Origin of the sequence: Pseudomonas sp. Cab53 (genome assembly GCF_018325965.1) — a bacterium.
Lineage (GTDB): Bacteria > Pseudomonadota > Gammaproteobacteria > Pseudomonadales > Pseudomonadaceae > Aquipseudomonas > Aquipseudomonas chlororaphis_E.
The window spans coordinates 224,965-249,364 of sequence record NZ_AP021902.1 but is presented as its reverse complement, the minus strand read 5'-3'; the positions used below and the strand labels follow the sequence as shown (position 1 = coordinate 249,364).

Here is a 24,400-nt window from a genome sequence, read left to right as displayed (position 1 = left end):
ACATGCGTTTGCGAGGTTGTTGCCGTGATCGACCCCGATGGTTTCCGCCCCAATGTGGGGATCATTCTGACGAATGATGCAGGGCAGGTGCTATGGGCTCGCCGTATCAATCAAGACGCCTGGCAGTTTCCCCAGGGCGGGATCAACCCCCAGGAGACGCCGGAAGAGGCCTTGTACCGCGAGTTGAACGAAGAAGTGGGGCTTGAGCGAGAAGATGTCGAAATACTCGCCTGCACCCGCGGCTGGTTGCGCTATCGTTTGCCGCAACGCCTGGTCCGCACGCACAGCCAACCGCTGTGCATCGGCCAGAAACAGAAATGGTTTCTCCTGCGCCTGATCTCCAACGAGCAGCGGGTGCGGATGGATTTGACCGGTAAACCGGAGTTCGATGGCTGGCGCTGGGTCAGCTATTGGTATCCGTTGGGCCAGGTGGTGACATTCAAGCGCGAGGTGTATCGACGCGCTCTCAAAGAGCTTGCCCCGCGCCTGCTGACGCGCGACTGACGACGGAGTTCGACCCCGAGCCATGCTCAATACGCTGCGCAAGATCGTCCAGGAAGTTAACTCCGCCAAGGATCTCAAGGCGGCGTTGGGGATTATTGTATTGCGCGTCAAAGAGGCCATGGGCAGCCAGGTCTGCTCGGTCTACCTGCTGGACCCCGAGACCAACCGTTTCGTGCTGATGGCCACCGAGGGCTTGAACAAGCGCTCGATCGGCAAGGTCAGCATGGCGCCCAATGAAGGTCTGGTCGGCCTGGTCGGCACGCGCGAAGAACCCCTGAACCTCGAGAACGCCGCGGACCACCCGCGCTACCGCTACTTCGCCGAAACCGGCGAAGAGCGTTACGCCTCGTTCCTCGGCGCACCGATCATTCACCACCGCCGCGTCGTCGGCGTGCTGGTCATCCAGCAAAAGGAGCGCCGCCAGTTCGACGAAGGTGAAGAAGCCTTCCTCGTGACGATGAGCGCGCAACTGGCCGGGGTCATCGCCCACGCCGAGGCCACCGGCTCGATCAGCGGCCTGGGTCGCCAGGGCAAGGGCATCCAGGAAGCCAAGTTCGTCGGCGTGCCGGGTTCACCGGGAGCGGCCGTGGGTACCGCGGTGGTCATGCTGCCGCCGGCCGACCTCGACGTGGTGCCGGACAAGACCATCACCGACATCGACGCCGAGCTGGGGCTGTTCAAGACCGCCATCGAAGGCGTGCGCGCCGACATGCGCGCCCTCTCGGCCAAACTGGCGACGCAACTGCGCCCTGAAGAGCGTGCGCTGTTCGACGTTTATCTGATGATGCTCGACGACGCCTCCCTGGGCAGCGAGGTGACCACGGTCATCAAGACCGGCCAGTGGGCCCAGGGCGCGTTGCGCCAGGTGGTGACCGACCACGTCAACCGTTTCGAACTGATGGACGACGCCTACCTGCGCGAGCGCGCCTCCGACGTCAAGGACCTCGGCCGCCGGCTGCTGGCCTACCTGCAGCAGGAACGCCAGCAGACCCTGGTCTACCCCGACAACACCATCCTGGTCAGCGAGGAGCTGACCCCGGCCATGCTCGGCGAAGTGCCCGAAGGCAAGCTGGCGGGGCTGGTGTCGGTGCTGGGTTCGGGCAACTCCCACGTGGCGATCCTGGCCCGGGCCATGGGCATCCCGACGGTGATGGGCCTGGTGGACCTGCCGTACTCCAAGGTCGACGGCATCCAGATGATCGTCGACGGCTACCACGGCGAGGTCTACACCAACCCCAGCGACGTGCTGCGCAAGCAGTTCGCCGATGTGGTGGAAGAAGAAAAGCAACTGGCCCTGGGCCTGGATGCGCTGCGGGACCTGCCTTGCGTGACGCTGGACGGCCATCGCATGCCGCTGTGGGTCAACACCGGCCTGCTGGCCGACGTGGCCCGGGCGCAGAAGCGCGGCGCCGAGGGCGTAGGCCTGTACCGCACCGAAGTGCCATTCATGATCAACCAGCGCTTCCCCAGCGAGAAGGAACAGCTGGCGATCTACCGTGAACAACTGGCCGCCTTCCATCCGCAGCCGGTGACCATGCGCAGCCTGGACATTGGCGGCGACAAATCCCTGTCTTACTTCCCGATCAAGGAAGACAACCCGTTCCTCGGCTGGCGCGGCATCCGCGTGACCCTCGACCACCCGGAAATCTTCCTGGTCCAGGCACGCGCCATGCTCAAGGCCAGCGAAGGCCTGAACAACCTGCGCATCCTGTTGCCGATGATCTCCGGCACCCACGAGCTGGAAGAAGCCCTGCACCTGATTCACCGGGCCTGGGGCGAAGTACGCGACGAAGGCACCGACGTACCGATGCCGCCGGTGGGCGTGATGATCGAGATCCCGGCAGCGGTGTACCAGACCAAGGAACTGGCGCGCCAGGTGGACTTCCTGTCGGTGGGCTCCAACGACCTGACGCAATACCTGCTGGCCGTGGACCGCAACAACCCACGGGTGGCCGACCTGTACGACTATCTGCACCCCGCCGTGCTGCAAGCGTTGCAGACCGTGGTGCGCGACGCCCATGCCGAAGGCAAGCCGGTGAGCATCTGCGGCGAAATGGCCGGCGACCCGGCAGCCGCCGTCCTGTTGATGGCGATGGGTTTTGACAGCCTGTCGATGAACGCCACCAACTTGCCGAAAGTGAAGTGGATGCTGCGCCAGATCAACCTCAGCAAGGCCCAGGAACTGCTGGCGGAAGTCATGACCATCGACAACCCGCAAGTGATCCACAGCTCCCTGCAACTGGCGCTGAAGAACCTCGGGTTGGCGCGGATGATCAATCCGGCTTCGAACAAGACGCTCTAGGTTCTGTTTGAAAAATCTTGAGACGAAGTGAGGCGGTTTTTAACGCAGCATCACCGAGTATCAAGGCTTTTCAGGCAGAGCCTAGTCGCCCCTCGCCACGGGCTGACGCTAACCCTTCAGGCTCGCACCTCCACCTCCCCCAAATGCCCCCCATGGGGCCCGAAGCTGCGTTCGACCAGGTGCCGTGTCCCATCGGCATGGACGATCAACGCCGTGCTCGCTCGCGTCCCGTAGGCGGGGCTGGCAATGAAGACACTCGACAACAGCCGCTCGGTCGCCAGGCCCACGCCGGTGTCCGGCAAATCGGCCACCGGGGCCGGCTCCGGGTCGTTGAGCAGTGCCAGCAAGGCCTGGGGATGCGGGTCATCCAGCACCTCGGCGAGCGCGGCCCGGGCCTTGAGAAGCTTGGGCCAGGGCGTGTTCAGCCCGGCGTTCGACACCCCGTAAAGGCCCTCCGCCAGGCATTGCGGACGGGCGTCGCGAGCGTTGAAGTGCCAGAGCTCAGCGCCGTCGCCAAGCAACAGGTTGAACCCGCCATACTCGCCGGCACGGGGCACGACTTCGCTGAAATAATCGGCAATCGACAGGCTCCCGCCCAAAAAGCGCGCCACCAGCTCTCCCCGCGACTTGAAGGCCGGGCCCTGGCCCGGGTCGCGGATGTTGGTCAGGGCGGCGAAGCGACCGTCGGCGCCGATGCCCAGCCAGGTGCCACCGGCCTCCAGATCACGGCCGGCATGGACATGGGGTGCATCCGGCCACTGGGCCAGGGGCAAGGTCGGCCGGGCGTAGAATTCATCGCGGTTGGCCGCCACGATCAACGGCCGGGCGTGGCCAGGTCGCCAGGCAAATACGATCAGGCACATCAGGTAGTCCCCAGCCAGTTAGACGGATTTAGCGAAGACCCGTGGCGAGGGAGCTTGCTCCCGCTGGAGGGCGCAGCACTCCCCGACGATTTTTGGGCTACTGCGTAGCCCAGCGGGAGCAAGCTCCCTCGCCACAAAGCGATCGGTGTTCGAACCCACTCTACCCACACATCGCCCTCGCATCCATCGCCTTCAGTGGAGCCCAGGGCCATGGATCCGTTACCATGCCGCTCTTGTTTCGGGGATGGCTGGGGAGACGCTGGTGGAATTTGTGCTCTATCTGCTGCTCGGCGCCTGCGCCGGTGTGCTGGCCGGGCTGTTCGGCGTGGGCGGCGGGATGATCATCGTTCCCGTCCTGGTGTTCAGTTTCACCTTGCAGGGTTTCGACCCGCAGGTCCTGACCCACCTGGCCGTGGGCACCTCCCTGGCGTCGATCATCTTCACCTCGGTCAATGCCGTGCGCGAGCACCAGCGCAAGGGCGCGGTGCGCTGGCCGATCTTCGCCTGGATGACCGTCGGGATCCTGGTCGGGGCTGGCGTCGGAGCGGTCACCGCCGAGGCGATTTCCGGCCCGAACCTGCAAAAGATCATCGGCGTGTTCGCCATGGTCGTCGCGCTGCAACTGGCCCTGGACTTCAAGCCCAAGGCCAGCCGCACGGTGCCGGGCAAGGCCGGGCTGACCCTGGCCGGCACGGTGATCGGCTGGGCGTCGGCGATTTTCGGCATCGGCGGCGGTTCGCTGACCGTACCGTTCCTGACCTGGCGCAGCGTGCCGATGCAGCAGGCGGTGGCGACGTCATCGGCCTGTGGCCTGCCGATTGCCCTGGCCAGTGCTTTAAGTTTCATGATTTTGGGCTGGCACGATCCGCTGCTCCCAGCCCATAGTCTCGGTTTTGTGTATTTGCCGGCGTTGTTGGGCATCGCCCTGACCAGCATGGTCTTCGCCCGCTTCGGCGCGCGACTGGCCCATCGCCTGTCGCCGCGCTTGCTCAAACGGCTGTTCGCCGCTTTGCTGTTCTGCGTGGGCGCAAGTTTCCTGCTCTGACGCAATCCTGGCTTAATCCCGAGGTGGCAGCGTCGCCCGGGTATTTTTGACGTTTACGAGGAATATCAATGCTGCCTTACCCGCAGATCGATCCGGTGGCCCTGGCCATCGGCCCGCTGAAAATCCACTGGTACGGCCTGATGTACCTGGTCGGCATCGGCGGCGCCTGGCTGTTGGCGTCGCGCCGGCTCAACCGCTTCGACCCGACCTGGAACAAGGAAAAACTCTCCGACCTGGTGTTCTGGCTGTCCATGGGGGTGATTGTCGGCGGGCGCTTGGGCTACGTGCTGTTCTACGACCTGAGCGCCTACCTGGCCAACCCGACGCTGATCTTCGAGGTCTGGAAGGGCGGCATGTCGTTCCACGGTGGCTTCATCGGCGTGATGCTCGCGGCGGTGTGGTTCGGCAAGCGCAACAACAAGTCGTTTTTCGAGCTGATGGACTTCGTCGCGCCGATGGTGCCGATCGGCCTGGGCGCCGGGCGCATCGGCAACTTCATCAACGCCGAATTGTGGGGCAAGCCGACCGACGTGCCGTGGGCGATGGTCTTCCCGCCGTTCAGCGACCCGGCGCAGTTGCCGCGCCACCCGTCGCAGTTGTACCAGTTCGCCCTCGAAGGCGTGGCGCTGTTCCTGATTCTCTGGCTGTTCTCGCGCAAGCCGCGGCCAACCATGGCCGTGTCGGGCATGTTCGCGCTGTTCTACGGAATCTTCCGCTTCATCGTCGAGTTCGTCCGTGTACCGGACGCCCAGCTCGGCTACCTGGCTTGGAACTGGCTGACCATGGGCCAGGTGCTGTGCCTGCCGATGATCGTCGGTGGCCTGGTGCTGATCTGGCTGGCTTATCATCGTGCGCCGGCTGCGGCGGCCAAGGCTTAAAAAATTCGAACCCCGGGGCCCGGCCTCGGGTTCAAGGACACAGGTAACCCATGAAGCAATATCTCGATCTGGTGGCCCACGTCATCAAGAACGGCACCAAGCAAGCCAACCGCACGGGCGTGAACACCATCAGTTTCCCCGGTGCGATGCTGCGCTATGACCTCAAGGACGGTTTCCCGGCCATCACCACCCGCAAGATGGCGTTCAAGTCGGCCATCGGCGAGATGTGCGGGTTCCTGCGCGGCGTCAACAATGCTGCCGAATTCCGGGCGTTGGGCTGCAAGGTCTGGGATCAGAACGCCAATGAAAACGCCCAATGGCTGGCCAACCCATTCCGCCAGGGCGAAGACGACCTGGGCGAGATCTATGGCGTGCAATGGCGCAAGTGGCCGGCCTACAAGCAGATCCCGGTGACCAACCGGGCGGCCATCGAGCAGACCCTGGCCCAGGGCTACCGGCAGATCGCCGAAGGCGAAGAGAACGGCCAGGCCTACGTGGTGCTGTACAAAGCCATCGACCAGGTCCGCCAGTGCGTCGACACCATCATCAAGGACCCGGGCAGCCGGCGCATTCTGTTCCACGGCTGGAACTGCGCCCAGCTCGATGAGATGGCCCTGCCGCCGTGCCATCTGCTCTACCAGTTCCACCCGAATGTCGAGACCAAGGAAATCTCCCTGACCCTCTACATCCGCTCCAACGACCTGGGGCTGGGTACGCCGTTCAACCTCACCGAGGGCGCCGCGCTGCTGAGCCTGATCGGCCGCCTGACCGGCTATACCCCGCGTTGGTTCACCTATTTCATCGGCGACGCGCACGTCTACGAAAACCACCTGGACATGCTCAACGAACAGCTCACCCGCGAGCCGTTCCCGATGCCGAGGCTGGTGATTTCCGAGCGCGTGCCGGAGTTCGCCAAGACCGGCGTGTACCAGCCGGAGTGGCTGGAGCTCGTGGAGCCGGGCGACTTCAGCCTCGAAGGCTACCAGCACCATGCGCCGATGACCGCGCCGATGGCGGTCTGAAGCACACCACTGTCCATCCCTGTGGGAGCGGGCTTGCTCGCGAAGGCGGCCTATCAGATAAAGGAATCTTGTCTGATGTACCGCCTTCGCGGGCAAGCCCGCTCCCACATTGGATCTTCATGACCTTCAATGCCCATGACTGCGCCCCACATGCGAAGGCTCCGTCTCCGGCACCACCGCTCCGCTGACCTCCAGCCGCTGCAAAATCCCACATTGCTCCAGGTCCGGCCCTTCGCCACAGCGATGGCGCAGGTCGATCAGTTGCGCCTGCAAGGCCAGCAGGCCATCGATCCGCGCCTTGACGTGGTGGATGTGCTCATCGATCAGGGCATTGACGCTTTCGCATTGGTCCTGGGGGCTGTCGCGCAGGGTCAGCAGGCTGCGAATTTCCTCCAGGGTCATGTCCAGGGTGCGGCAGTTGCGGATGAACGTCAGCCGCTCGGCATGGGCCTGGGTATAGACGCGGTAGTTGCCGTCGCTGCGGGCCGGCTCCGGCAACAGGCCTTCGCGCTCGTAGTAGCGGATGGTTTCGACCTGGCAGTCGGTGATTTTCGCCAGTTCGCCGATCTTCATGGCGGTGTCTCCCAAATAGGTGCTTGACCCTATAGTGGCTACAGGGTCTTTACTGTGCAACAGGCACTTTTCATGGACGTCACCCGATGAGCGATTCCCTTCACATCCACAAGCCCAACCATGGCCATGACCACGGGCATTCCTGCTGCGCCTCGGAAGCGGCGCCGTCGGTGGTCAACCTCGGCCACGCACCGACGGACGGCGCGCGGTTGAGCAGTTTTCGCATCGAGGCGATGGACTGCCCCACCGAACAGACGCTGATCCAGAACAAGCTCGGCAAGCTTGAAGGCGTGCAGCAGCTGGAATTCAACCTGATCAACCGCGTGCTGGGCGTCACCCATGACTTGCCCGACGACGCACCGATCATCCGCGCGATCCAGTCCCTGGGCATGCAGGCCGAGCCGCTGACACCGGGTCAGGAGAAACCTGCCAACCCACAACCCGCCCCCGCCAAGCCCTGGTGGCCGCTGGCGTTGTCCGGCGTCACGGCCCTGGGCGCCGAGGTGATCCATTTCACCAACGCCGCCCCCACCTGGGTGGTGGCCGTGGTGGCGCTGGTGTCGATCCTCAGCGGCGGCCTTGGCACCTACAAAAAAGGCTGGATCGCCCTGAAGAACCGCAACCTGAACATCAACGCGCTGATGAGCATCGCCGTGACCGGCGCCGTGCTGATCGGCCAATGGCCGGAAGCGGCAATGGTGATGTTCCTGTTCACCGTGGCCGAACTGATCGAGGCCAAATCCCTGGACCGGGCACGCAATGCCATCAGCGGCCTGATGCAGATGGCCCCGGAACAGGCCACCGTGCAACAGCCCGACGGTAGCTGGCAGGTGCAGGAGGTCAAGGCCATCGCCCTGGGCGCGCGAGTCCGGGTTCGCCCCGGCGAGCGCGTCGCCCTGGACGGAGACGTGGTAGCCGGGCGCTCGACCATCGACCAGGCACCGATCACCGGCGAAAGCCTGCCGGTGGAGAAAACCGTCGGCGACAAGGTGTTTGCCGGCACCATCAACCAGGCCGGCGAGCTGGAGTACACCGTCACCGCCGCGGCGGACCAGTCCACCCTGGCGCGCATTATCCACGCCGTGGAACAGGCCCAGGGTTCGCGGGCACCCACTCAGCGTTTCGTCGATCAATTTTCAACCTATTACACCCCGGTGGTATTCGCCCTGGCCCTCGCCGTGGCCGTCATCCCGCCGCTGTTCATGGGCGCGGCGTGGTTCGACTGGATCTACCGGGCGTTGGTGCTGCTGGTGGTGGCGTGCCCTTGTGCGCTGGTGATCTCCACGCCGGTGACCATCGTCAGCGGCCTGGCGGCAGCGGCGCGCCGAGGTATCCTGGTCAAGGGCGGCGTGTACCTGGAGGCTGGCTACAAGCTCGACTACCTGGCCTTGGACAAGACCGGCACGATTACCCACGGCAAACCGGTGCAGACCGACTGCGTGGTGTTGGACCCCACCGTGGAAACCACCGCCCCGGCCTTGGCCGCGAGCCTGGCCGCCCGTTCCGACCACCCGGTGTCGCGCGCCATCGCCGAGGCGGCGACGGACAAGCAACGGGCGGCGCAGCCTGTGGATAACTTCCAAGCCCTGGCGGGACGAGGGGTGCGTGGCGACATCGACGGCCAGACCTACCACCTGGGCAATCATCGCCTGGTGGAAGACCTGGGCCTGTGCTCACCGGCGCTGGAGGAGCAACTCTTCGCCCTGGAAAAACAAGGCAAGTCGGTGGTGCTGTTGCTCGATGCCAAGGGCCCCCTGGCGCTGTTCGCCGTGGCCGACACCGTGAAGGAGTCCAGCCGCGAAGCCATCCGGCAATTGCATGAGCTGGGCATCAAGACCCTGATGCTCACCGGCGACAACGTTCACACCGCCGAAGCGATTGCGACCCAGGTGGGCATGGACCAGGCCCGAGGCGACCTGTTGCCGAACGACAAGCTGCAAGCCATCGAAGCGCTGTACGCCAAGGGGCACCGGGTGGGCATGGTGGGTGACGGCATCAACGACGCGCCGGCCCTGGCTCGCGCGGAAATCGGCTTCGCCATGGCAGCGGCCGGGACCGACACGGCCATCGAAACCGCCGACGTCGCCTTGATGGACGACGACCTGCGCAAGATCCCGGCCTTCATCCGCCTGTCGCGGCAAACCTCCAGCATCCTGAAACAGAACATCGCCCTGGCGCTGGTCATCAAGGCGATTTTCCTCGGCGTGACCTTCGCCGGCCTCGCCACCATGTGGATGGCGGTTTTCGCCGACATGGGGGTGAGCTTGCTGGTGGTGTTCAATGGGTTGCGGTTGTTGCGTAAGTAAAGGTCACGGTCGGCTGGGCGGACGCCTTCGCGGGTAAACCCGCTCCCACAAAGGCGGTGGTGTGAATACAGATTCTGCATCCGCCCGCGCCCCCTGTGGGAGCGGGTTTACCCGCGCAGGCGTCGGACAGTCAGCATCCATTTGTCAGCCCCGCCCTCTTCGCGAGCAAGCTCGCTCCCACAGTTTTCCGAGTTGCCTACAGCGCGAAGGCCCAGCGCGAGCAAGCTCCCTCGCCACAAGGGCCGAGAACAGCCCCTTCAATCGCGCTTGGGCTCGCGGATCTTGTACCAGGCCACATACAGCGCCGGCAGGAACAACAGCGTCAGCAGCGTGGCGATGATGATCCCGCCGATCATCGCGTAGGCCATCGGCCCCCAGAACACTTCGCGGGCAATCGGGATCATCCCCAGGCTGGCGGCAGCGGCCGTGAGCAGGATCGGCCGGCGCCGGTGCTCGGTGGCCTCCACCACGGCATCCCAGGGCTCGTAGCCGTCGCGCTCATACTCATCGATCTGGGTCACCAGGATCACCGAGTTGCGGATGATGATGCCGATCAGCGCCAGGATCCCCAGGATCGCCACGAAGCCCATGGGCGTGCCCGTCGGCACCAGCGCCAGGACCACGCCGATCAGGCCCAGGGGCGCCACGCTCGCCACCAGGAACAGCTTCTGCACGCTGTGCAGCTGGATCATCAGGAAAGTCGCCATCAGGAACAGCATCAGCGGCACGACACTGGCAATCGGCCCCTGGGCCTTGCTGCTTTCCTCCACCGTACCGCCCGTGGCGACTTTGTAGCCCGCTGGCAAGCCGGCGGCGAACTTGTCGATGTCCGGCTGCAGTTGCTTGACCAGGTCAGTGGGCTGGATTTCGTCGCGCACCGCGGCCTTAATGGTGATGGTCGGCTTGCGGTCGCGCCGCCACACCAGTGGCTGCTCCAGCTCATAGCGCACGGTGGCGAACGCCAACAGCGGGATCGAGGCGCCGCCGGGGGTGACAATCTGCAGGTTCTGCAAGGTTTCCGGCGAACCGCGCTCGGCGTCGACGGCACGCCCCACCACGTCGATCAGGTAGATATCGTCGTCGACCTGGGTCACGGGCGAGCCACTGACGATGCTGTTCATCAGCCGGGCGACGTCATCGGAGGACAAGCCGAGTTGCCGCGCCTTGTCCTGGGCAATGTCGATGCGCAGCACCTTGCCCGGCTCGTTCCAGTCGTAAATGATCTCGCCGATGTGCGAGTTCTTGTCCAGTTCGGTGGCCAGTTCGATGGCGTGTTTGCGCACCTGGTCGATGTCCTTGCCGCTGACCCGGTACTGGATCGGCCGGCCCACCGGCGGGCCCATTTCCAGGGCTTGCACGTAGCTGCCGATGCCGACGAAGTCCTCGCGCAAGCGCTTTTGCAGGCGCTCGGTGAGGGCCGTGCGCGACTCCAGGCCCTTGCTGACGATCACCAGCTGCGCGTAGTACGGGTTCTGCAACTGCTGGTCCAGGGGCAGGTAGAAGCGAATCGCGCCTTCGCCGATGTAGGTGCTCCAGCGCTCGATGTCCGGGTCGCCCTTGAGGCTCGCTTCCAGGCGATCGACCGCCCGGCGCGTCTCGTCCATCGAGGCATTTTGCGGCAAGTTCAGGTCCACCAGGATTTCCGGCCGGTCCGAGGACGGGAAGAACTGGTTCTGCACGAAGCGCATGCAAAACACCGCCAGCACGAACAACAGCACCGTAATGCCGATGGCCCACCAGCGATTGCGCATCGCCCACAACAGGCCGCCGTTGAACGCCCGGCCGATCCGGCCCGGCTCGGCGCTGTGGGGCTTCACGTTGGTGCTCAGGATGTGCACGCCGATCACCGGGGCGAACAGTACCGCGACGATCCAGGACACCAGCATCGCCACGGCGATGACCGCGAACAGGGTGAAGGTGTACTCGCCGGCGGAGCTGGCGTTCAGGCCGATGGGCACGAAACCGGCCACGGTCACCAGGGTCCCGGTGAGCATCGGGAACGCAGTGGAGGTATAGGCGAAGGTGGCGGCCTGGTCCTTGCTGTCGCCTTTCTCCAGACGCGTGACCATCATCTCCACGGTGATCATGGCGTCGTCCACCAGCAGCCCCAGGGCGATGATCAACGCCCCGAGGGAGATCCGCTGCATGGTAATGCCGCTGTACTCCATGAAGAGGAAGACCATCGCCAGCACCAGCGGGATCGAGCAGGCCACCACCAGTCCGGCGCGTATGCCCAGGCTGATGAAACTGACCACCAGCACGATGATCACCGCCTCGAACAACGCGCTGGTGAAGCCGCCGACGGCCTCCTCCACCACTTCGGCCTGGTCCGACACGGTGTGCACGCCGACGCCGACCGGCAGGTCGGCCGTCAGTTCGTTCATGCGCGCATGCAGGGCCTTGCCGAATGCCTGGATATTGCCGCCCTTCTTCATGGCGATGGCCAGGCCGATGGCTGGCGTGCCGTTGAAGCGGAACATCGGCGTGGCCGGGTCGACGTAGCCGCGACTGATGTCGGCGACGTCAGCCAGGCGGTAGAACCGGTCGTTGAGCCGCAGGTTGACGTTGGCCAGGTCTTTTTCCGATTGGAACTGCCCCGACGTGCGCACGGAAATCCGCTCGGGACCGGCGTCGATCACCCCGGCGGGCGTCACCGCGTTCTGCGATTGCAGGCTCTGCACCACCTGGCGCTGGTCGATGCCCAGTGCGGCGAGTTTGCGCGTGGAGAAGTTCAGGTACAGCACTTCGTCCTGCTCGCCGATCATCTCCACCTTGCCCAGGCCTGGCACGTCGCGGATTTCGGCACGGACCTGCTCCACGTAGTCGCGCAACTGGCGCATCGACAAGCCGTCGCCGGTGAAGGCATACACCGAACCGTACACGTCACCGAACTCGTCGTTGAACCCCGGGCCTTGCAGGCCTTCGGGGAAGTCGCCACGAATGTCGTTGATCTTCTTGCGCACCTGGTACCAGATCTCGGGAATGTCCTTGGCACTGGTGGTATCGCGCAGGTACACGAACACCGTCGATTCCCCCGGACGGGTGTAGCTCTTGACGTAGTCGAGGGAGTCGAGCTCTTCGAGTTTCTTCTCGATGCGGTCGGTGACCTGCTTGAGGGTTTCTTCCTGGGTCGCACCGGGCCAACGGGTCTGGATGACCATGGTCTTGATGGTGAACGAAGGGTCTTCTTCGCGCCCCAGGTTAAGGTAGGAAAACACCCCCATCAGCAACGCGACGAACATCAGGTACCAGACGAACGACTGATGCCGCAGGGCCCATTCGGATAAGTTGAAAGGCCCTTTCATCGTGCGTCCTCGTCGAGTTTCACTTTCTGCCCCGGCTTGAGGCTGTTCACGCCGGCGCTGACCACGCGGTCGCCCGGCTTGATGCCATTGGCGACCAGCACCGAGTCCGCCGAACGCTCGATGATCCGCACGTCGCGAGGCGAGACCGTTTGGTTCTGCGGGTCGATCAGCCAGATCCGGGCCTTGCCATCGACCTCTTGCAGCGCACTGAGGGGCAGCTCGATCCGCGGTTCAATGGCCGAACTCAGGGTGACGCTGATGGCCGTGCCCAGGCGAAAGCCCGGCGGCGTCTCGGCCAGCGTCAGTCGCGCGCGACGCGTGCGCGTTGCACTCTGGGCCTGGGGTTCGATCTCGCGGACGGTGGCGGTGGTGCGGGTGGCCGGATCCAGCTGCGCGGCAACTTCGAATACGACGCCGGCGGGCAGCCGGTCGACCAAGTCGGCCGGCAGGTCGATCACCGCTTCCTTGATGTCCGGGCGAGCCAGGGTCACCACTTGCTGGCCGGCGGTGACCACCTGCCCGGCTTCGGCATTCCAGGCCGTGACCACCGCATCGTGATCGGTGTGCAGCTCGCTGTAGTTGAGTTGATCACGGGCCTGTTGCACCGCTGCCTTGGCCTGTTCTAGCGAGGCCCCGGTGGTCTTCAGGTCGGTCTGGGCGATGTCCAGTTGCGCCTGGGCACCGACGCCACGGTCGAACAATTGCTGCTGGCGGCGGGCATTGGCCTGGGCATTGATGTACTGCGCCTCGATCCGCGCCAAGTCGCCCTGGGCGGCAAGCAACTGGTTCTGCTGGTCGGTGGGGTCGAGGGTGGCGAGCAGGTCGCCCTTCTTCACTTCGGCGCCGACATCGACATTGCGCCTGGCGATTCGCCCGGGCACGCGGAAACCCACGTTGGTCTCGTAGCGCGCCTGGATGTTCCCGGCAAAGCGTCCGAGAGCCTGTTGGTCCAGGGCCTGCACTTCAACGGACAGCACCGGGCGTACCGGCTCGGGCGGGGCTTCTTCCTTCGAACAGGCGACCAGCAGCAGCGTCATCAGGAGCGTCCATGGACCTTTCATGGCTGGGCTCCTGTCGGGGGTTTCGCGGCGGTGTTTTCAGCGATCTCGACGCGAACGCCGGGGTGCAGCAACTGCCCGCCGGCAGTGACGACGTTCTCGCCGCCCTTGAGCCCGTCGCTGATGATGACCTTGCCGGTCAGGTAACGACCGACGGTGACCGAATGCAGTTGCGCCTTGCCCTCGCCGTCCACCAGCCACACGGCCGGCTCGCTGAGGTTCTTGGTCAACGCCGACCAGGGCAGCTCGACGGCGGTCTGGCCCGCGGATTTGGCCGTGGCGCTGACCACCGACCCCAGGCGCATGCCTTCGGGCAGGTCATCGAGGGTGACCTTGACCTGCACCGTGCCGGTCTGGGCGGACACCGCCGGAGTGATTTCGCGCACCTTGCCCGTGGTCTGGACGGCCGGGTTGTCCAGCAGGCTGATGACAATCGCCGGATCCGAGGGTGGTTCACGCAACAGCGATTCGTAGATGTTGAACACCGCGTCGCGCGCGCCGTCCTGGGCCAGGCTGAAAATCGGCTCGGTGGCCTGCACCACCTGCCCCACCTCGGCCTGGCGCGCCGTGATGATGCCCGGCGCCTCGGCGACCAGCGCGGTGTAGCTCAACTGTTCGCGGGCATTGGCCAACTGGGCCTGGGCCGCGGTCAAGGCACTCTGGCTGCTGCGCAACTGCGCCTGGGCCGCGTCGTATTCGCTCTGGCTGGTGTAGCCCTTGGGCAAGAGTTTCTGCTGGCGCACGAACGCTGCCGCACTCTGCTTGACCCGCGCCTGCTCGGCGGCCACCTGGGCCTCGGCGGAGTCGACGTTGGTCTGCAAGTCCCGCGGATCGAGGCGGGCGAGCACTTGTCGTGCCGAAACCCGGTCGCCGACATCCACCTTGCGCTCGATGATCTTGCCGCCCACGCGAAACGAAAGGTCGGTCTGCACCCGCGCCTGGACATCACCGGTCAGCGTCACCGAGGCCGCATATTCGCTGGGCACGACCTGCTGCACGAAGACCCGTGGCAAGGCTTTTTCAACAGGTTTTTCATCACCGCATCCCGCCAACAACGCACACAAGGCCAAGCCAACAACCCGTTTGATTCGAGGACCAGCCATGCAGACTCCTTGCATTGCACGAACGTGCCAGTGACGATACGACTGTGAGCTTAGAACAGGGTTCCACGGATGCACAGACGCTAACCCGACAGCAGGAAATCGCCCATGCTCAGAACACTCGCGGTGGCCAACTACCGCTCCATCAACAAGCTGGTGATCCCCTTGGGGCGGCTGAACCTGATCACTGGCCCCAATGGCAGCGGCAAGTCCAATCTGTACCGCGCTCTGCGCCTGCTGGCTGAAACCGCGCAGGGTGGCGTGGTCAACGCCCTGGCCCGCGAAGGTGGCCTGGACTCGACCTTCTGGGCCGGGCCGGAGGAAATCAGCCGACGCATGCGCAGCGGCGATGTGCCTGTGCAGGGCATCGTGCGCCAGGGCACCAAGCGCCTGCGCCTGGGCTTTGCCGGGGAAGACTTCAGCTATTCGATCGCCCTGGGCCTGCCGGAGCCCAGCCTCTCGGCGTTTTCACTGGACCCTGAAATCAAGCGCGAATGCATCTGGGCCGGCCCGGTCTTTCGTCCCGCCAGCCTGCTGGTGGACCGCAACGGGCCAATGATCCGGGCCCGCGAAGGCCGCGCCTGGGATGTACTGGCCCAGCACACGCCCACCTTCGACAGCCTGTTCGACCAGGTCGGCAGCTTGCGCTCCTCGCCGGAGGTGTTCCAGATGCGCGAATTCATCCGACGCTGGCGCTTCTACGACCACTTTCGCAGCGACGCCGACGCCCCGGTACGCCAGCCACAACTGGGCACTCGCACGCCGGTGCTGCACCACGACGGCCGCGACCTGGCCGCCGCCCTGCAGACCATCCTTGAGATCGGCGACGTCGAGGCGTTGCACGCCACCATTGGCGATGCGTTCCCTGGCGCCCGGCTGCACATCGAAAAACTCCAAGGTGGGCGTTTCGCGATCGCGTTCCAGCAGCACGGCCTGCTGCGTCCGCTGTCCGCCGCCGAACTGTCGGACGGCACCCTGCGCTACCTGTTGCTGGTCGCCGCCCTGCTCACACCGCGACCGCCGTCGCTGATGGTGCTCAACGAACCTGAAACCAGCCTGCACCCCGATCTGCTACCGGCCCTGGCACGCTTGATCATCCGCGCCTCGGCCCATTGCCAGATCTGGGTGGTGTCCCATGCCACGCGCCTGATCGCCGCCTTGCAACAAGACGAGGACTGCAATTGCATCGTGCTGGAAAAAGACCTGGGACAGACCGCAGTGGTGGGCCAGGGAATGCTGGATATGCCGGCCTGGAACTGGCCGGATTGACCGGCAGGATTTGCACAAGCGTTGCAGGGGGACTATTTTCCTTGCGCTGCAGGACGGGTTTGATCGCCCGCCAAGGAAACGCAGCCAACCGCCAGTTTCTCTGGCGACACACACAAGGAGAATTGAATGGCCAACGTGAAAGCCCCCCAACCACTCGCCCCGCAAGACGTGGTCAAACTGCTCGTGGCCCTGCGCCGAGCGCTGAAGAACAGAGCTGCGTAGCGCAGCAGAATCGATGTGCCATTGTGGCGAGCGGATCAATCCCCTCGCCACAAACGCGTCAGCTTGGCTCGATCAGAACGCCGGCAATACCGCGCCGCTGTATTTCTGCTCGATGAACGCCTTCACTTCAGGGCTGGTCAGGGCCTTGGCCAGTTTCTGGATGGCCGGGCTGTCCTTGTTGTCAGGACGTGCCACCAGGAAGTTCACGTAAGGCGAATCCGAACCTTCGATCACCAAAGCATCCTTGGCCGGGTTCAGACCCGCTTCCAGGGCGTAGTTGGTGTTGATCATGTCCAGGTCGACCTGGTCCAGCACACGCGGCAGCATGGCCGATTCCAGCTCCTTGAACTTGAAGTTGTGCGGGTTCTTGGCGATGTCTTTCGGCGTGGCCAGGGCGTTCTTCGGATCCTTGAGCTCGATCAGGCCCGCCTTCTGCAGCAGGATCAGGGCGCGACCGCTGTTGCTGCCTTCGTTGGGGATGGCAATGGTGGCGCCGTCTTTGAGCTCGGCCAGGCTTCTGACTTTCTTCGAGTAGCCGCCGAAGGGTTCGACGTGCACGCCGATAACGGTCACCAGGTTGGTGCCTTTGCCTTCGTTGAAGCTCTTGAGGTACGGCAGGGTCTGGAAGTAGTTGGCGTCCAGGCGCTTCTGGTCAACCTGTACGTTGGGTTGCACGTAGTCGGTGAAGACCTTGATTTGCAGGTCCACGCCTTCCTTGGCCAGGGCCGGCTTGATCAGTTCGAGGATCTCGGCGTGGGGCACCGGGGTGGCGGCCACGACCAGTTTTTCCGCCGCCTGGGCCAGGCCCGAAGTCAGGGCTGCCGCCAATGCGGTAAACAACAGAACCTTTTTCATGCAGTGTCCTTATCGAGAATCACCGTCGCCCGCGGCGACAGCCAGAAAGTGAGAGTGCCAGCGAAGTGCTATCGCTGGCGTGAGACGGACAATACCGATGTTTTTTATGCCTTAACAATATCTTTTATTCAAGTTCATATTCATTTTTCTCATATAAGTAACCGACCGTGGCGAGGGAGCTTGCTCCCGCTGGGACGGTCCGACGTCTCGAGCGAAGCGGCCCTGAAAATATTATGGCGGCTGCGCAACCGAGCGGGCGCAAGCGCTTTCGCCACAGGTTTTATAACGCTTGGTCCAGCCGGGCGAGCAGCGCTTTGAGCGCCGTGCGTTCAGTGTCGGTGCCACGAGCAATGACCTGCGCCACCTGCTGCTCGATCAGCGCCAGCACCGATGGCTGCGCCGGCAGGTTCAAATGTTCCGGCAGGATCTCCTCCCCGGTGCTGACCAGCAGCGCAAAATGAATGACGTTCTCCAGCTCGCGGGTGTTCCCCGGCCAACTGTGTCGCTCCAACGCACGCTGGGCTGCCTCGCTGATCAGCGGCACCGCCAGGCCAAGGCGCTGGCTGTAGATGCCCAGGAAGTACTCGGCCAGGGACAGGATATCGCCCACCCGTTCGCGCAGGGCCGGCAGTTCCAGGTGCCCTTCACTGAGGTAATGGTAGAGCCGCTGATGAAACTTCCCGGCCTCCACCGCCTGCGCCAGGTCGATACTGGTGGCCGCGACCAGGCGTACGTCCACCGGGCTGGGTTGGTGCGCACCGACGCGAGTGACCTCATGGTTTTCCAGGGCGGCGAGCAACTTGACCTGGATCGGCAGCGGCAAATCGCCGATCTCATCCAGGTACAGGGTGCCGCCGTTGGCCGAACCGAACCAACCGGCCCGGCTGCTGGCCGAACCGCTATAGCTGCCGGCGGCATAGCCGAACAGTTCGGCATCGGCGTAGGTCGGGCTGATGGCGCCGCAGTTGACGGACACGAACAACCCGCCGCGCTCGCTTTCGCGATGGATGTGCCGGGCCAGCAACTCCTTGCCGGTGCCGGTTTCACCGCGTATCAGCACCGAGATCGCCCGCGGCGCCAGTTGCTCCAGGGCCTGGCGCAACTGGCGCGAACGTGGATCGACGAACACCAGCGCCTTGGCACGGATGCTCAGGGGGCTTTTTTCCGCCTCGGGAAAGGTCAGCAATGGCTGACCGAAGGTTTCATGCAAACTCATGGCAGTCTCCGCGCCATACCGCCGGCAGACGGAGGGGCACTCTTGAATTCAGGGCAGATACAACGCAGCGTCAGGCGCGACGCAGGGCGTGATGCTCCATGCGGTTCTGCAGGCGATAGAGATAGGCGAAACCCTGCTCCCAGCGCTGGTGGCCGGACTTCACATTGATGTGCCCGGCCCCGCCCAGGATCCCGGCTTCGGCGCCCCAGTGGCGCGCCAGTTCCAGGGCCCGCGAGGCACTCACGGCAGGGTCGTTGTCAGAGCCCACCACCTGGCTGGGAAACGGCAGCAGGTCCATGGGGATCGGCGCGAAATTGCGCAACGCCGGGGTGCAGGCCGGCCGCTCGACATCCGCCGGGGCCACCAGCAACGCCCCTCGCACTTGCCGCAGGTACTGCGCTGGCGCGGTGGCGGCCCAATGGGCGACCGTGATGCAGCCCAGGCTGTGGGCAATCAGGATGACCGGCGTGCTGTCGCTGGCGATGGCCTCGGCCAGCGCCGCGACCCAGTCCTCGCGCCGAGGCGTCAACCAATCGGCCTGCTCGACCCTGGCGCTGTTGGGCAGGCTGTTCTGCCAGTGGGTTTGCCAATGGTTTTCCGGCGATCCTTGCCAGCCCGGCACAATCAGGTAGCGAATCGATTCGTTGCGCATGGGGATGCTCTCCTGCGTGTCTGTTCCCGGACGAGTATAGGGAGGAGAGTTATATTATTTAAGGAATAAGAAGCTATTTATTAATAACCACAAAGAATAATTGTTATTTTCTACAGGTTTTCTGCATCACTCGCTGCGCCCCTTGCGCAACAACACATCCAACTGGTCTATCACTTCCGCCCAGTCCGCATCCTCGAGGAGCTCGTCGCGCAGCATCTGCCGCTGACCCTCGCTCCAGAAAAACGCATCGGCCAGGTGCAGCTCAGGCTTGAGGGGTGAATGGCTGGTTATAAATTGATCAATACCCTGAGCGTCATCGGGCAAGCCCAGTTGCTTGAATAATGAGGAAAGAGGGTGAATTGGGGTGTGCATACGGGCCTCCTGAACATCATGGGGATGGCGGGGTGTTTCTTCGCAGTCTAGCCCCTCGCCGACCGCCAGACTGGTCAAAATTCAATCAGCCCCGACTCGACTAGACTTTGAGTAAACATCCCGACAACGACACGTTGCGGAGGATCCCGTGAACATTCACTGGTTGACGGTTGCGCTGCTGGCGATCAGCGGGCCCGCGTTCGGTGCCGATGGCCTGGTGCCGTCGGGGATCGATCCACTGGGCTTCTGGCTGATCGCAGTGGGCGTGGCCTTGCTGGCCGCCGAGGCGGCGCTGCCCAACTACGGCATTGCAGGGCTGGGCGGGATTGTCTTGTGCGTGATCGGCGCGGTGATCCTGACCAACGCCGAGGTCCCGGTGCCCTTGATGATGGGCCTGGGCGTGATCAGCGCCCTGCTCTTGGTGGCGCTGGTGATCCGGGCGCTGAAAACCCGACCACGCCAAGCGGTCACCGGCGATGCTGCGCTGCTGGGCAACGTCACGACGGTGACCGCGTTGCAGGCCGGCAACCACCATCATGGCTGGGTCCAGCTGGAAGGCGAACGCTGGCAGGTGAACTGCGTCACGCCGCTGCGAACCGGGCAGGCGGTGCGGGTCATGGCCCGCAAAGGCCTGCTGCTGGAAGTGGCCCCGGCTGATTCACAAGGAGCATGAGATGGGTATGCAGATCGGTTTTACGCTGCTGCTGTTGCTGGTCATCGCACTGGCGGCCTCGACCTTCCGGATCCTGCGCGAATACGAACGCGCAGTGGTGTTCCAACTGGGCCGGTTCTGGCAGGTCAAGGGGCCGGGGCTGATCCTGCTGATTCCGGTGGTGCAGCAGATGATCCGCGTCGACCTGCGCACGATTGTGCTCGACGTGCCGCCCCAGGATGTGATCACCCGGGACAACGTGTCGGTGAAGGTCAACGCGGTGCTGTACTTCCGCGTGCTCGACCCACAGAAGGCAATCATCCAGGTCGAGAATTTCCTCATGGCCACCAGCCAACTGGCCCAGACCACGTTGCGCGCGGTCCTCGGCAAACACGACCTGGACCAGTTGCTGGCCGAGCGCGAGCAGTTGAACAGCGACATCCAGCAAGTGCTCGATGCCCAGACCGACGCCTGGGGCATCAAGGTGGCGAACGTCGAGATCAAGCACGTGGACCTCAACGAGTCGATGATCCGCGCCATCGCCCGCCAGGCCGAGGCCGAACGGGAACGCCGGGCCAAGGTGATCCATGCCGAAGGTGAGCTGCAAGCCTCGGAAAAACTCATGCAGGCCGCTGAAATGCTCGGGCGCCAACCGGGCGCCATGCAGCTGCGCTACATGCAGACGCTGGGGTCGATCGCCGGGGACAAATCCTCCACCATCGTCTTCCCCCTGCCGATCGAGTTGCTCAAGGGCATGGCTGAGTTGTCACCGAACAAGCCTTGACCCACAGAGCAAGCATCCCCCTGTGGCGAGGGGATTTATCCCCGCTGGGCTGCGAAGCGGCCCCGAATCGGCCAGCTCGGTGTGCCAGGAAGATTGAGTTCGCTGCTTTAGGGCTGCTTCGCAGCCCAACGGGGATAAATCCCCTCGCCACAAAAGCGGGTTTGATTCCCCGCTACGGGGGCAGTGACTTCAACGCTTCATAGGGCCCCTGCGCCCAGCGCATGACCAGCTCACGCAACAGCGCCGACGCCTCCCGGCGCTTCTCTTCGCTATCCCCGGTAAACCCCTGCGCCGGCTGCTTGGCGTGTCGCCCCACGGTGGCGAACGCTTGCCTGCGCTGCGCCTCATCCAGCTGGAAAAAATCCGCCAGCCTCCCCGCCATGGCCTCGGGCAGCTCGGTGTAGTTCGCGGCCACTCCGGCGGAGGCCTGGCACTGCTCACGCCCAACCTGCAGCAATTTCCCGACCCTGCGCGCAATGAAATCTTCCGGGCCGGTGTACGGCACGCCATCGTCCAGCACGCTCGGGCCGATCATCCCCGGCACCATGTGCATGCCGGGGCGGCGCAGGTGAGACACGGCGATTTCCAGCGGATCGCGGTACACGAACAGCCAGGGCGTGTCGGGAAAACACTCCCGCAGCCGCGACAGCTCACCAATGTTCCAGGCGTCGAGCTTGATCACCAATCGTCGCTCCACACCGCGACGGGGCTGCCCGTAGGCCGACAGCAAGCCCTTGAGCGCCGCGCAACGTTCGGCGGCAGGCAGGTCACTGCGCAGCAACCGATCCAGCGGTGGCGGTTCGGAGATGACGATGTGATCGTCCAACTGCGCCAGCATCTGGCTGATCAGCGTCGAGCCGCAGCGCGAGGCATGGAAGATGAACGCACTGGGGGCGAGGCCCGGGCTCTGGTGCTGCCACTGGGCGAGTGCGTGCAAGGGAGTCTGGCGCCGGAACGCCTGGTTGAAGGGCAGGCGCAAGGCGTCTTCCACGGCATCGCCAAAGAAAGGTTGCGACAAGGGCTTGTCGCCGAACCAGCACCAGTCGACCCACCACTGCCCGGTCTCCTGCCACACGCGAATCGGCAGCCAGCCTTGCAGGTTCAGGCCTTCCATTGATCGCTCCACTGCCGTCGACTGTGGCGCATGGCCGTGCGCAATTCTTCCCGGGAGAAGTGCAAGCCTTGCCGGGCACCCAGGGCGAGGGCGCATTCGATGAACGCCTCGACGTCCTGCACGCCTTGCAGGGCCTGAGCGAGGTTCGGGTCGCCCGCCACGCATTGCTGGAACCGGGCCAGGTCGCTTGGCCCGTTGCCCGGCACGGGCGTGGTGGGCAGCCCATCGGCAATCTGCTGCTCCAGCCAGGGGCCGGGGCGACAATCGAGCACCAGGTGAACCCGCGGCCAAGCGCTGCGATTGACCACCCGATGAGGACGCGCCAGGTCGAGAAACCAGCACTCGCCCACCGCCATCGGGATGATTTGCCCCTCCAGCCAGAAGTCCACGCCCGGCGCGCTGAGCAACGGCACATGCAGGCGCAGGTCGGCGTCCGGCCCGCCCAGGTCATAATCGCGATGTTCGTGGATGCAGCCACCGGGCCCCAGTCGCAACAACCGGGCCGATACGATCTGAAGGGGCCAATCGCCCAGCGCCGCCTGCCATCGCTCATCCCTGGACCACGGCTCGCGGATCACAGGCTGGCCGCGCCCCGGCGACAATTCGGTCAAGGCATCCGCCGGCGTAATCAGCGCCACGCCACTCCAGTCACCGCTGTAGTAAGCGCTGTTGAAATGGCCCTGCCAGCGCGTCTCGACAACACCTGCCAAGGCTTGCAACAGCAATGGCAGGTCAACCGTCAGCGGCAGCCGGGAAAACGCCGGGCGCATCCTGGGCGCGCGCCGTTACTTGGGCACCGCGGCCGTCGGTACGGCGATATTGCCCTGGGCCCACGCCGCTTCACGGCTGGCCAACGCCGTGGCAATCGACTGGACCTCGGTCGATTGCACTTCGTTGGGCAGTGGGTCGAGGCCGGCGCTGGCGAATATCTGGCCGTAGGCGTTGCGCAGGTCGGCATAGGCCAGGTCCCGGCGCAGATCAGCTTGCAAGGTGTTCAATTCACCTTGGATCAGGTCCAGCTCGCCAATGCCCGCGGCCTGGTGACGGCTGCGCAACTGGCCGACGATCTGCCCGTCGATGTCCGACAGCTGCTGGCTGGTCTTGAACTGTCGCAGGGCCTCGCGATAGTTGGCGTTGGCCACGTACAACTGCGCCAGCACCGCGATCGACATTGCCTGGCGCCGCGCCGAAGCGACTTCCTCGCCCGCCTTGGCGACGTCGATGGCCGCCGGGGCAGAGATCACGTTGAACAGGTTCCAGGTGACCTTCACGCCGTAGTCGGCCCAGCCCTGTTCCACCAGGAACGAGTTGCTGTCGTAGTGCCCGCCGGCGGAGAACTCCAGCCCCGGCAACAGGCGCAGCATGGCCTTGCGGGTTTCGGCGGCGGTGATGCGCGTCTGGTAGTCCTGCTCGCGCAGTTCCGGACGGCTGGCCAGGGCTTCCTGTTCGAGACGGGACAGGTCGACCTTGAGCTCCGGAATCTCGTACTCATCCTGGGTCGCCAGGGTCAGCTCGGTGCCCAGGGGCAGGTTGATCAAGGTTGCCAGTTCGGTCTTGGCCAACGACAGCGCCCGGCGCTGCTCTTCGAGCTGGCGGGTCGCCTGGATCAGCGAGCGCTGGTAACCCAAGGCCTGCACCGGGTCACCGATGCGTTGCTCGCTCATGCTCTGGCTGTTGCCGCGCGCCGACTCGACCCGCGCCATCAGGCTGTCGATCTGCTTGAGCAACCGTTCGGCGGCCATGGCGCGCCAGTAGGCCGAGCGCACGTCCTGGACGATGGTGTTGATCACCTTGCGCCGGCGTTCCTGGACGATCAGGCGCTGGTCGCCGGCCTGCTTGGCGCTGATGTAGCTCACGCCGAAGTCGAGCACGTTCCAGACCATGGTCAGGTCCGCCACCTCACGGTCGCGGTCCTGGGAGGTCGACGGTTCCAGGGACTGGGTGCCGGTTTCGACGCTCTGGCTACTGGAGGCGCTGACATTGTTGCGGCCCACATAACCGGCATCCAGCGCCATGCGCGGCAGCATGTCGAAACTGGCGAGGTCCAGCTGCCGCTTGGCCAGGGCCTCCTCCATGATCTTCAAGCGGCCTTCAAGGTTGTACTTCACCGCACGTGCCATGGCCTGGTGCAGGGTCAGCGGGCCACTGAGGGGCTCCTGGTCCTTGTACATGTTCTGCAGATCGGTTCGGGCGCGCTGTTCGCTGACGCTTCGATCGATCGGCTCACTGGTGACGGCACATCCGCTGACCACCAACGCCAGCGCACTGACTGCGAATAACTTCTGACTTCTATTCATTCCCTGGATTG

Annotated in this window: 21 protein-coding genes; 9 read left to right on the top strand and 12 right to left on the bottom strand. The window is 64.4% G+C overall.

Going from position 1 to position 24,400, the window contains the following annotated elements; genetic code table 11:
• Positions 1 to 24 precede the first annotated feature (24 nt).
• Positions 25 to 504 carry an RNA pyrophosphohydrolase gene (locus tag KI241_RS01030; RefSeq protein ID WP_003186867.1) on the top strand — a complete coding sequence of 160 codons (480 nt, stop codon included), beginning with the start codon at positions 25 to 27 and terminating at the stop codon, positions 502 to 504.
• A 22-nt stretch (positions 505 to 526) separates the two neighbouring features.
• Complete coding sequence (gene ptsP / locus KI241_RS01025) at positions 527 to 2,806, top strand: phosphoenolpyruvate--protein phosphotransferase (RefSeq protein WP_042732692.1); 2,280 nt, start codon at positions 527 to 529, stop codon at positions 2,804 to 2,806.
• Positions 2,807 to 2,922: 116 nt separating this feature from the next.
• On the opposite strand, the gene KI241_RS01020 is transcribed toward ptsP, so the two are convergent.
• Complete coding sequence (locus KI241_RS01020) at positions 2,923 to 3,669, bottom strand: NRDE family protein (protein ID WP_212803253.1); 747 nt, start codon at positions 3,667 to 3,669, stop codon at positions 2,923 to 2,925.
• A gap of 262 nt (positions 3,670 to 3,931) precedes the next feature.
• Between KI241_RS01020 and KI241_RS01015 the strand changes: the two genes are divergently transcribed.
• The 3 genes from KI241_RS01015 (at position 3,932) to KI241_RS01005 (ending at position 6,614) form a co-directional block, all read left to right on the top strand.
• Positions 3,932 to 4,714 (top strand): sulfite exporter TauE/SafE family protein, encoded by a 783-nt coding sequence (locus KI241_RS01015; RefSeq protein ID WP_042730292.1) that lies wholly within the window; start codon positions 3,932 to 3,934, stop codon positions 4,712 to 4,714.
• Between the two features lie 68 nt (positions 4,715 to 4,782).
• The gene (gene lgt / locus KI241_RS01010) at positions 4,783 to 5,592 is read left to right on the top strand and encodes a prolipoprotein diacylglyceryl transferase (protein WP_042730278.1); all 810 of its coding nucleotides are present in this window, start codon (positions 4,783 to 4,785) and stop codon (positions 5,590 to 5,592) included.
• Positions 5,593 to 5,642: 50 nt separating this feature from the next.
• On the top strand, positions 5,643 to 6,614 hold the full coding sequence (locus tag KI241_RS01005) for a thymidylate synthase (RefSeq protein ID WP_042730279.1): 972 nt from the start codon (positions 5,643 to 5,645) through the stop codon (positions 6,612 to 6,614).
• A 126-nt stretch (positions 6,615 to 6,740) separates the two neighbouring features.
• Here the strand turns inward: KI241_RS01005 and cadR are convergent, their stop codons facing one another.
• A complete protein-coding gene (gene cadR / locus KI241_RS01000; RefSeq protein WP_042730280.1) occupies positions 6,741 to 7,187 on the bottom strand; it encodes a Cd(II)/Pb(II)-responsive transcriptional regulator in 447 nt (148 codons plus the stop codon).
• A gap of 86 nt (positions 7,188 to 7,273) precedes the next feature.
• Between cadR and KI241_RS00995 the strand changes: the two genes are divergently transcribed.
• Positions 7,274 to 9,493 carry a heavy metal translocating P-type ATPase gene (locus KI241_RS00995; RefSeq protein WP_212803252.1) on the top strand — a complete coding sequence of 740 codons (2,220 nt, stop codon included), beginning with the start codon at positions 7,274 to 7,276 and terminating at the stop codon, positions 9,491 to 9,493.
• 257 nt (positions 9,494 to 9,750) lie between these two features.
• Here the strand turns inward: KI241_RS00995 and KI241_RS00990 are convergent, their stop codons facing one another.
• From KI241_RS00990 to KI241_RS00980, 3 genes are read right to left on the bottom strand one after another with little or no spacing between them, the layout of a single operon-like run.
• Entirely contained in the window at positions 9,751 to 12,798 is a 3,048-nt protein-coding gene (locus tag KI241_RS00990) for an efflux RND transporter permease subunit (RefSeq protein WP_212803251.1), read from the bottom strand.
• Entirely contained in the window at positions 12,795 to 13,859 is a 1,065-nt protein-coding gene (locus KI241_RS00985; protein WP_042730283.1) for an efflux RND transporter periplasmic adaptor subunit, read from the bottom strand. The genes KI241_RS00990 and KI241_RS00985 overlap by 4 nt, the downstream gene beginning before the upstream one ends.
• Complete coding sequence (locus tag KI241_RS00980) at positions 13,856 to 14,959, bottom strand: efflux RND transporter periplasmic adaptor subunit (RefSeq protein WP_042730284.1); 1,104 nt, start codon at positions 14,957 to 14,959, stop codon at positions 13,856 to 13,858. The genes KI241_RS00985 and KI241_RS00980 overlap by 4 nt, the downstream gene beginning before the upstream one ends.
• 105 nt (positions 14,960 to 15,064) lie before the next feature.
• On the opposite strand from KI241_RS00980, the gene KI241_RS00975 reads away from it, so the two are divergent.
• Complete coding sequence (locus KI241_RS00975; protein ID WP_212803250.1) at positions 15,065 to 16,225, top strand: AAA family ATPase; 1,161 nt, start codon at positions 15,065 to 15,067, stop codon at positions 16,223 to 16,225.
• 294 nt (positions 16,226 to 16,519) lie between these two features.
• On the opposite strand, the gene KI241_RS00970 is transcribed toward KI241_RS00975, so the two are convergent.
• From KI241_RS00970 to KI241_RS00955, 4 genes are all read right to left on the bottom strand, one after another.
• The gene (locus KI241_RS00970) at positions 16,520 to 17,302 is read right to left on the bottom strand and encodes a MetQ/NlpA family ABC transporter substrate-binding protein (protein ID WP_212803249.1); all 783 of its coding nucleotides are present in this window, start codon (positions 17,300 to 17,302) and stop codon (positions 16,520 to 16,522) included.
• 280 nt (positions 17,303 to 17,582) lie between these two features.
• Positions 17,583 to 18,518: a sigma 54-interacting transcriptional regulator gene (locus KI241_RS00965; RefSeq protein ID WP_053148900.1), complete on the bottom strand. Its 936-nt coding sequence runs from the start codon at positions 18,516 to 18,518 to the stop codon at positions 17,583 to 17,585.
• A 70-nt stretch (positions 18,519 to 18,588) separates the two neighbouring features.
• Positions 18,589 to 19,170, bottom strand: coding sequence for an alpha/beta hydrolase (locus KI241_RS00960; protein ID WP_042730288.1), 582 nt, complete (start codon positions 19,168 to 19,170; stop codon positions 18,589 to 18,591).
• 126 nt (positions 19,171 to 19,296) lie between these two features.
• Entirely contained in the window at positions 19,297 to 19,542 is a 246-nt protein-coding gene (locus tag KI241_RS00955) for a DUF2789 domain-containing protein (RefSeq protein WP_042730289.1), read from the bottom strand.
• 148 nt (positions 19,543 to 19,690) lie between these two features.
• Here KI241_RS00955 and KI241_RS00950 point away from each other — a divergent pair, with 148 nt between their 5' ends.
• Entirely contained in the window at positions 19,691 to 20,215 is a 525-nt protein-coding gene (locus KI241_RS00950; RefSeq protein ID WP_042730290.1) for an NfeD family protein, read from the top strand.
• 1 nt (position 20,216) lies between these two features.
• Complete coding sequence (locus tag KI241_RS00945; protein WP_042730291.1) at positions 20,217 to 20,978, top strand: slipin family protein; 762 nt, start codon at positions 20,217 to 20,219, stop codon at positions 20,976 to 20,978.
• A 172-nt stretch (positions 20,979 to 21,150) separates the two neighbouring features.
• Here KI241_RS00945 and KI241_RS00940 read toward each other — a convergent pair whose 3' ends face one another.
• Genes KI241_RS00940 through KI241_RS00930 form a run of 3 tightly spaced genes read right to left on the bottom strand, consistent with a single transcriptional unit; the run spans position 21,151 to position 24,389 of the window.
• On the bottom strand, positions 21,151 to 22,092 hold the full coding sequence (locus KI241_RS00940; protein WP_212803248.1) for a sulfotransferase family protein: 942 nt from the start codon (positions 22,090 to 22,092) through the stop codon (positions 21,151 to 21,153).
• Positions 22,080 to 22,862: an aspartyl/asparaginyl beta-hydroxylase domain-containing protein gene (locus KI241_RS00935; RefSeq protein WP_212803247.1), complete on the bottom strand. Its 783-nt coding sequence runs from the start codon at positions 22,860 to 22,862 to the stop codon at positions 22,080 to 22,082. The genes KI241_RS00940 and KI241_RS00935 overlap by 13 nt, the downstream gene beginning before the upstream one ends.
• Before the next feature lie 15 nt (positions 22,863 to 22,877).
• Entirely contained in the window at positions 22,878 to 24,389 is a 1,512-nt protein-coding gene (locus KI241_RS00930; RefSeq protein WP_042731897.1) for a TolC family protein, read from the bottom strand.
• Positions 24,390 to 24,400 lie beyond the last annotated feature (11 nt).

What these genes read in the sequence shown, in the direction of transcription:
- KI241_RS00980 (WP_042730284.1), bottom strand. Translation starts at nt 14,959, where the DNA reads ATGGCTGGTCCTCGAATCAAACGGGTTGTTGGCTTGGCCTTGTGTGCG.
- KI241_RS00955 (WP_042730289.1), bottom strand. Translation starts at nt 19,542, where the DNA reads ATGCACACCCCAATTCACCCTCTTTCCTCATTATTCAAGCAACTGGGC.
- ptsP (WP_042732692.1), top strand. Translation starts at nt 527, where the DNA reads ATGCTCAATACGCTGCGCAAGATCGTCCAGGAAGTTAACTCCGCCAAG.
- KI241_RS00930 (WP_042731897.1), bottom strand. Translation starts at nt 24,389, where the DNA reads ATGAATAGAAGTCAGAAGTTATTCGCAGTCAGTGCGCTGGCGTTGGTG.
- KI241_RS00995 (WP_212803252.1), top strand. Translation starts at nt 7,274, where the DNA reads ATGAGCGATTCCCTTCACATCCACAAGCCCAACCATGGCCATGACCAC.
- KI241_RS00960 (WP_042730288.1), bottom strand. Translation starts at nt 19,170, where the DNA reads ATGCGCAACGAATCGATTCGCTACCTGATTGTGCCGGGCTGGCAAGGA.
- lgt (WP_042730278.1), top strand. Translation starts at nt 4,783, where the DNA reads ATGCTGCCTTACCCGCAGATCGATCCGGTGGCCCTGGCCATCGGCCCG.
- cadR (WP_042730280.1), bottom strand. Translation starts at nt 7,187, where the DNA reads ATGAAGATCGGCGAACTGGCGAAAATCACCGACTGCCAGGTCGAAACC.
- KI241_RS00985 (WP_042730283.1), bottom strand. Translation starts at nt 13,859, where the DNA reads ATGAAAGGTCCATGGACGCTCCTGATGACGCTGCTGCTGGTCGCCTGT.
- KI241_RS00990 (WP_212803251.1), bottom strand. Translation starts at nt 12,798, where the DNA reads ATGAAAGGGCCTTTCAACTTATCCGAATGGGCCCTGCGGCATCAGTCG.
- KI241_RS00975 (WP_212803250.1), top strand. Translation starts at nt 15,065, where the DNA reads ATGCTCAGAACACTCGCGGTGGCCAACTACCGCTCCATCAACAAGCTG.
- KI241_RS01005 (WP_042730279.1), top strand. Translation starts at nt 5,643, where the DNA reads ATGAAGCAATATCTCGATCTGGTGGCCCACGTCATCAAGAACGGCACC.
- KI241_RS00935 (WP_212803247.1), bottom strand. Translation starts at nt 22,862, where the DNA reads ATGCGCCCGGCGTTTTCCCGGCTGCCGCTGACGGTTGACCTGCCATTG.
- KI241_RS00945 (WP_042730291.1), top strand. Translation starts at nt 20,217, where the DNA reads ATGGGTATGCAGATCGGTTTTACGCTGCTGCTGTTGCTGGTCATCGCA.
- KI241_RS00965 (WP_053148900.1), bottom strand. Translation starts at nt 18,518, where the DNA reads ATGAGTTTGCATGAAACCTTCGGTCAGCCATTGCTGACCTTTCCCGAG.
- KI241_RS00940 (WP_212803248.1), bottom strand. Translation starts at nt 22,092, where the DNA reads ATGGAAGGCCTGAACCTGCAAGGCTGGCTGCCGATTCGCGTGTGGCAG.
- KI241_RS01020 (WP_212803253.1), bottom strand. Translation starts at nt 3,669, where the DNA reads ATGTGCCTGATCGTATTTGCCTGGCGACCTGGCCACGCCCGGCCGTTG.
- KI241_RS00970 (WP_212803249.1), bottom strand. Translation starts at nt 17,302, where the DNA reads ATGAAAAAGGTTCTGTTGTTTACCGCATTGGCGGCAGCCCTGACTTCG.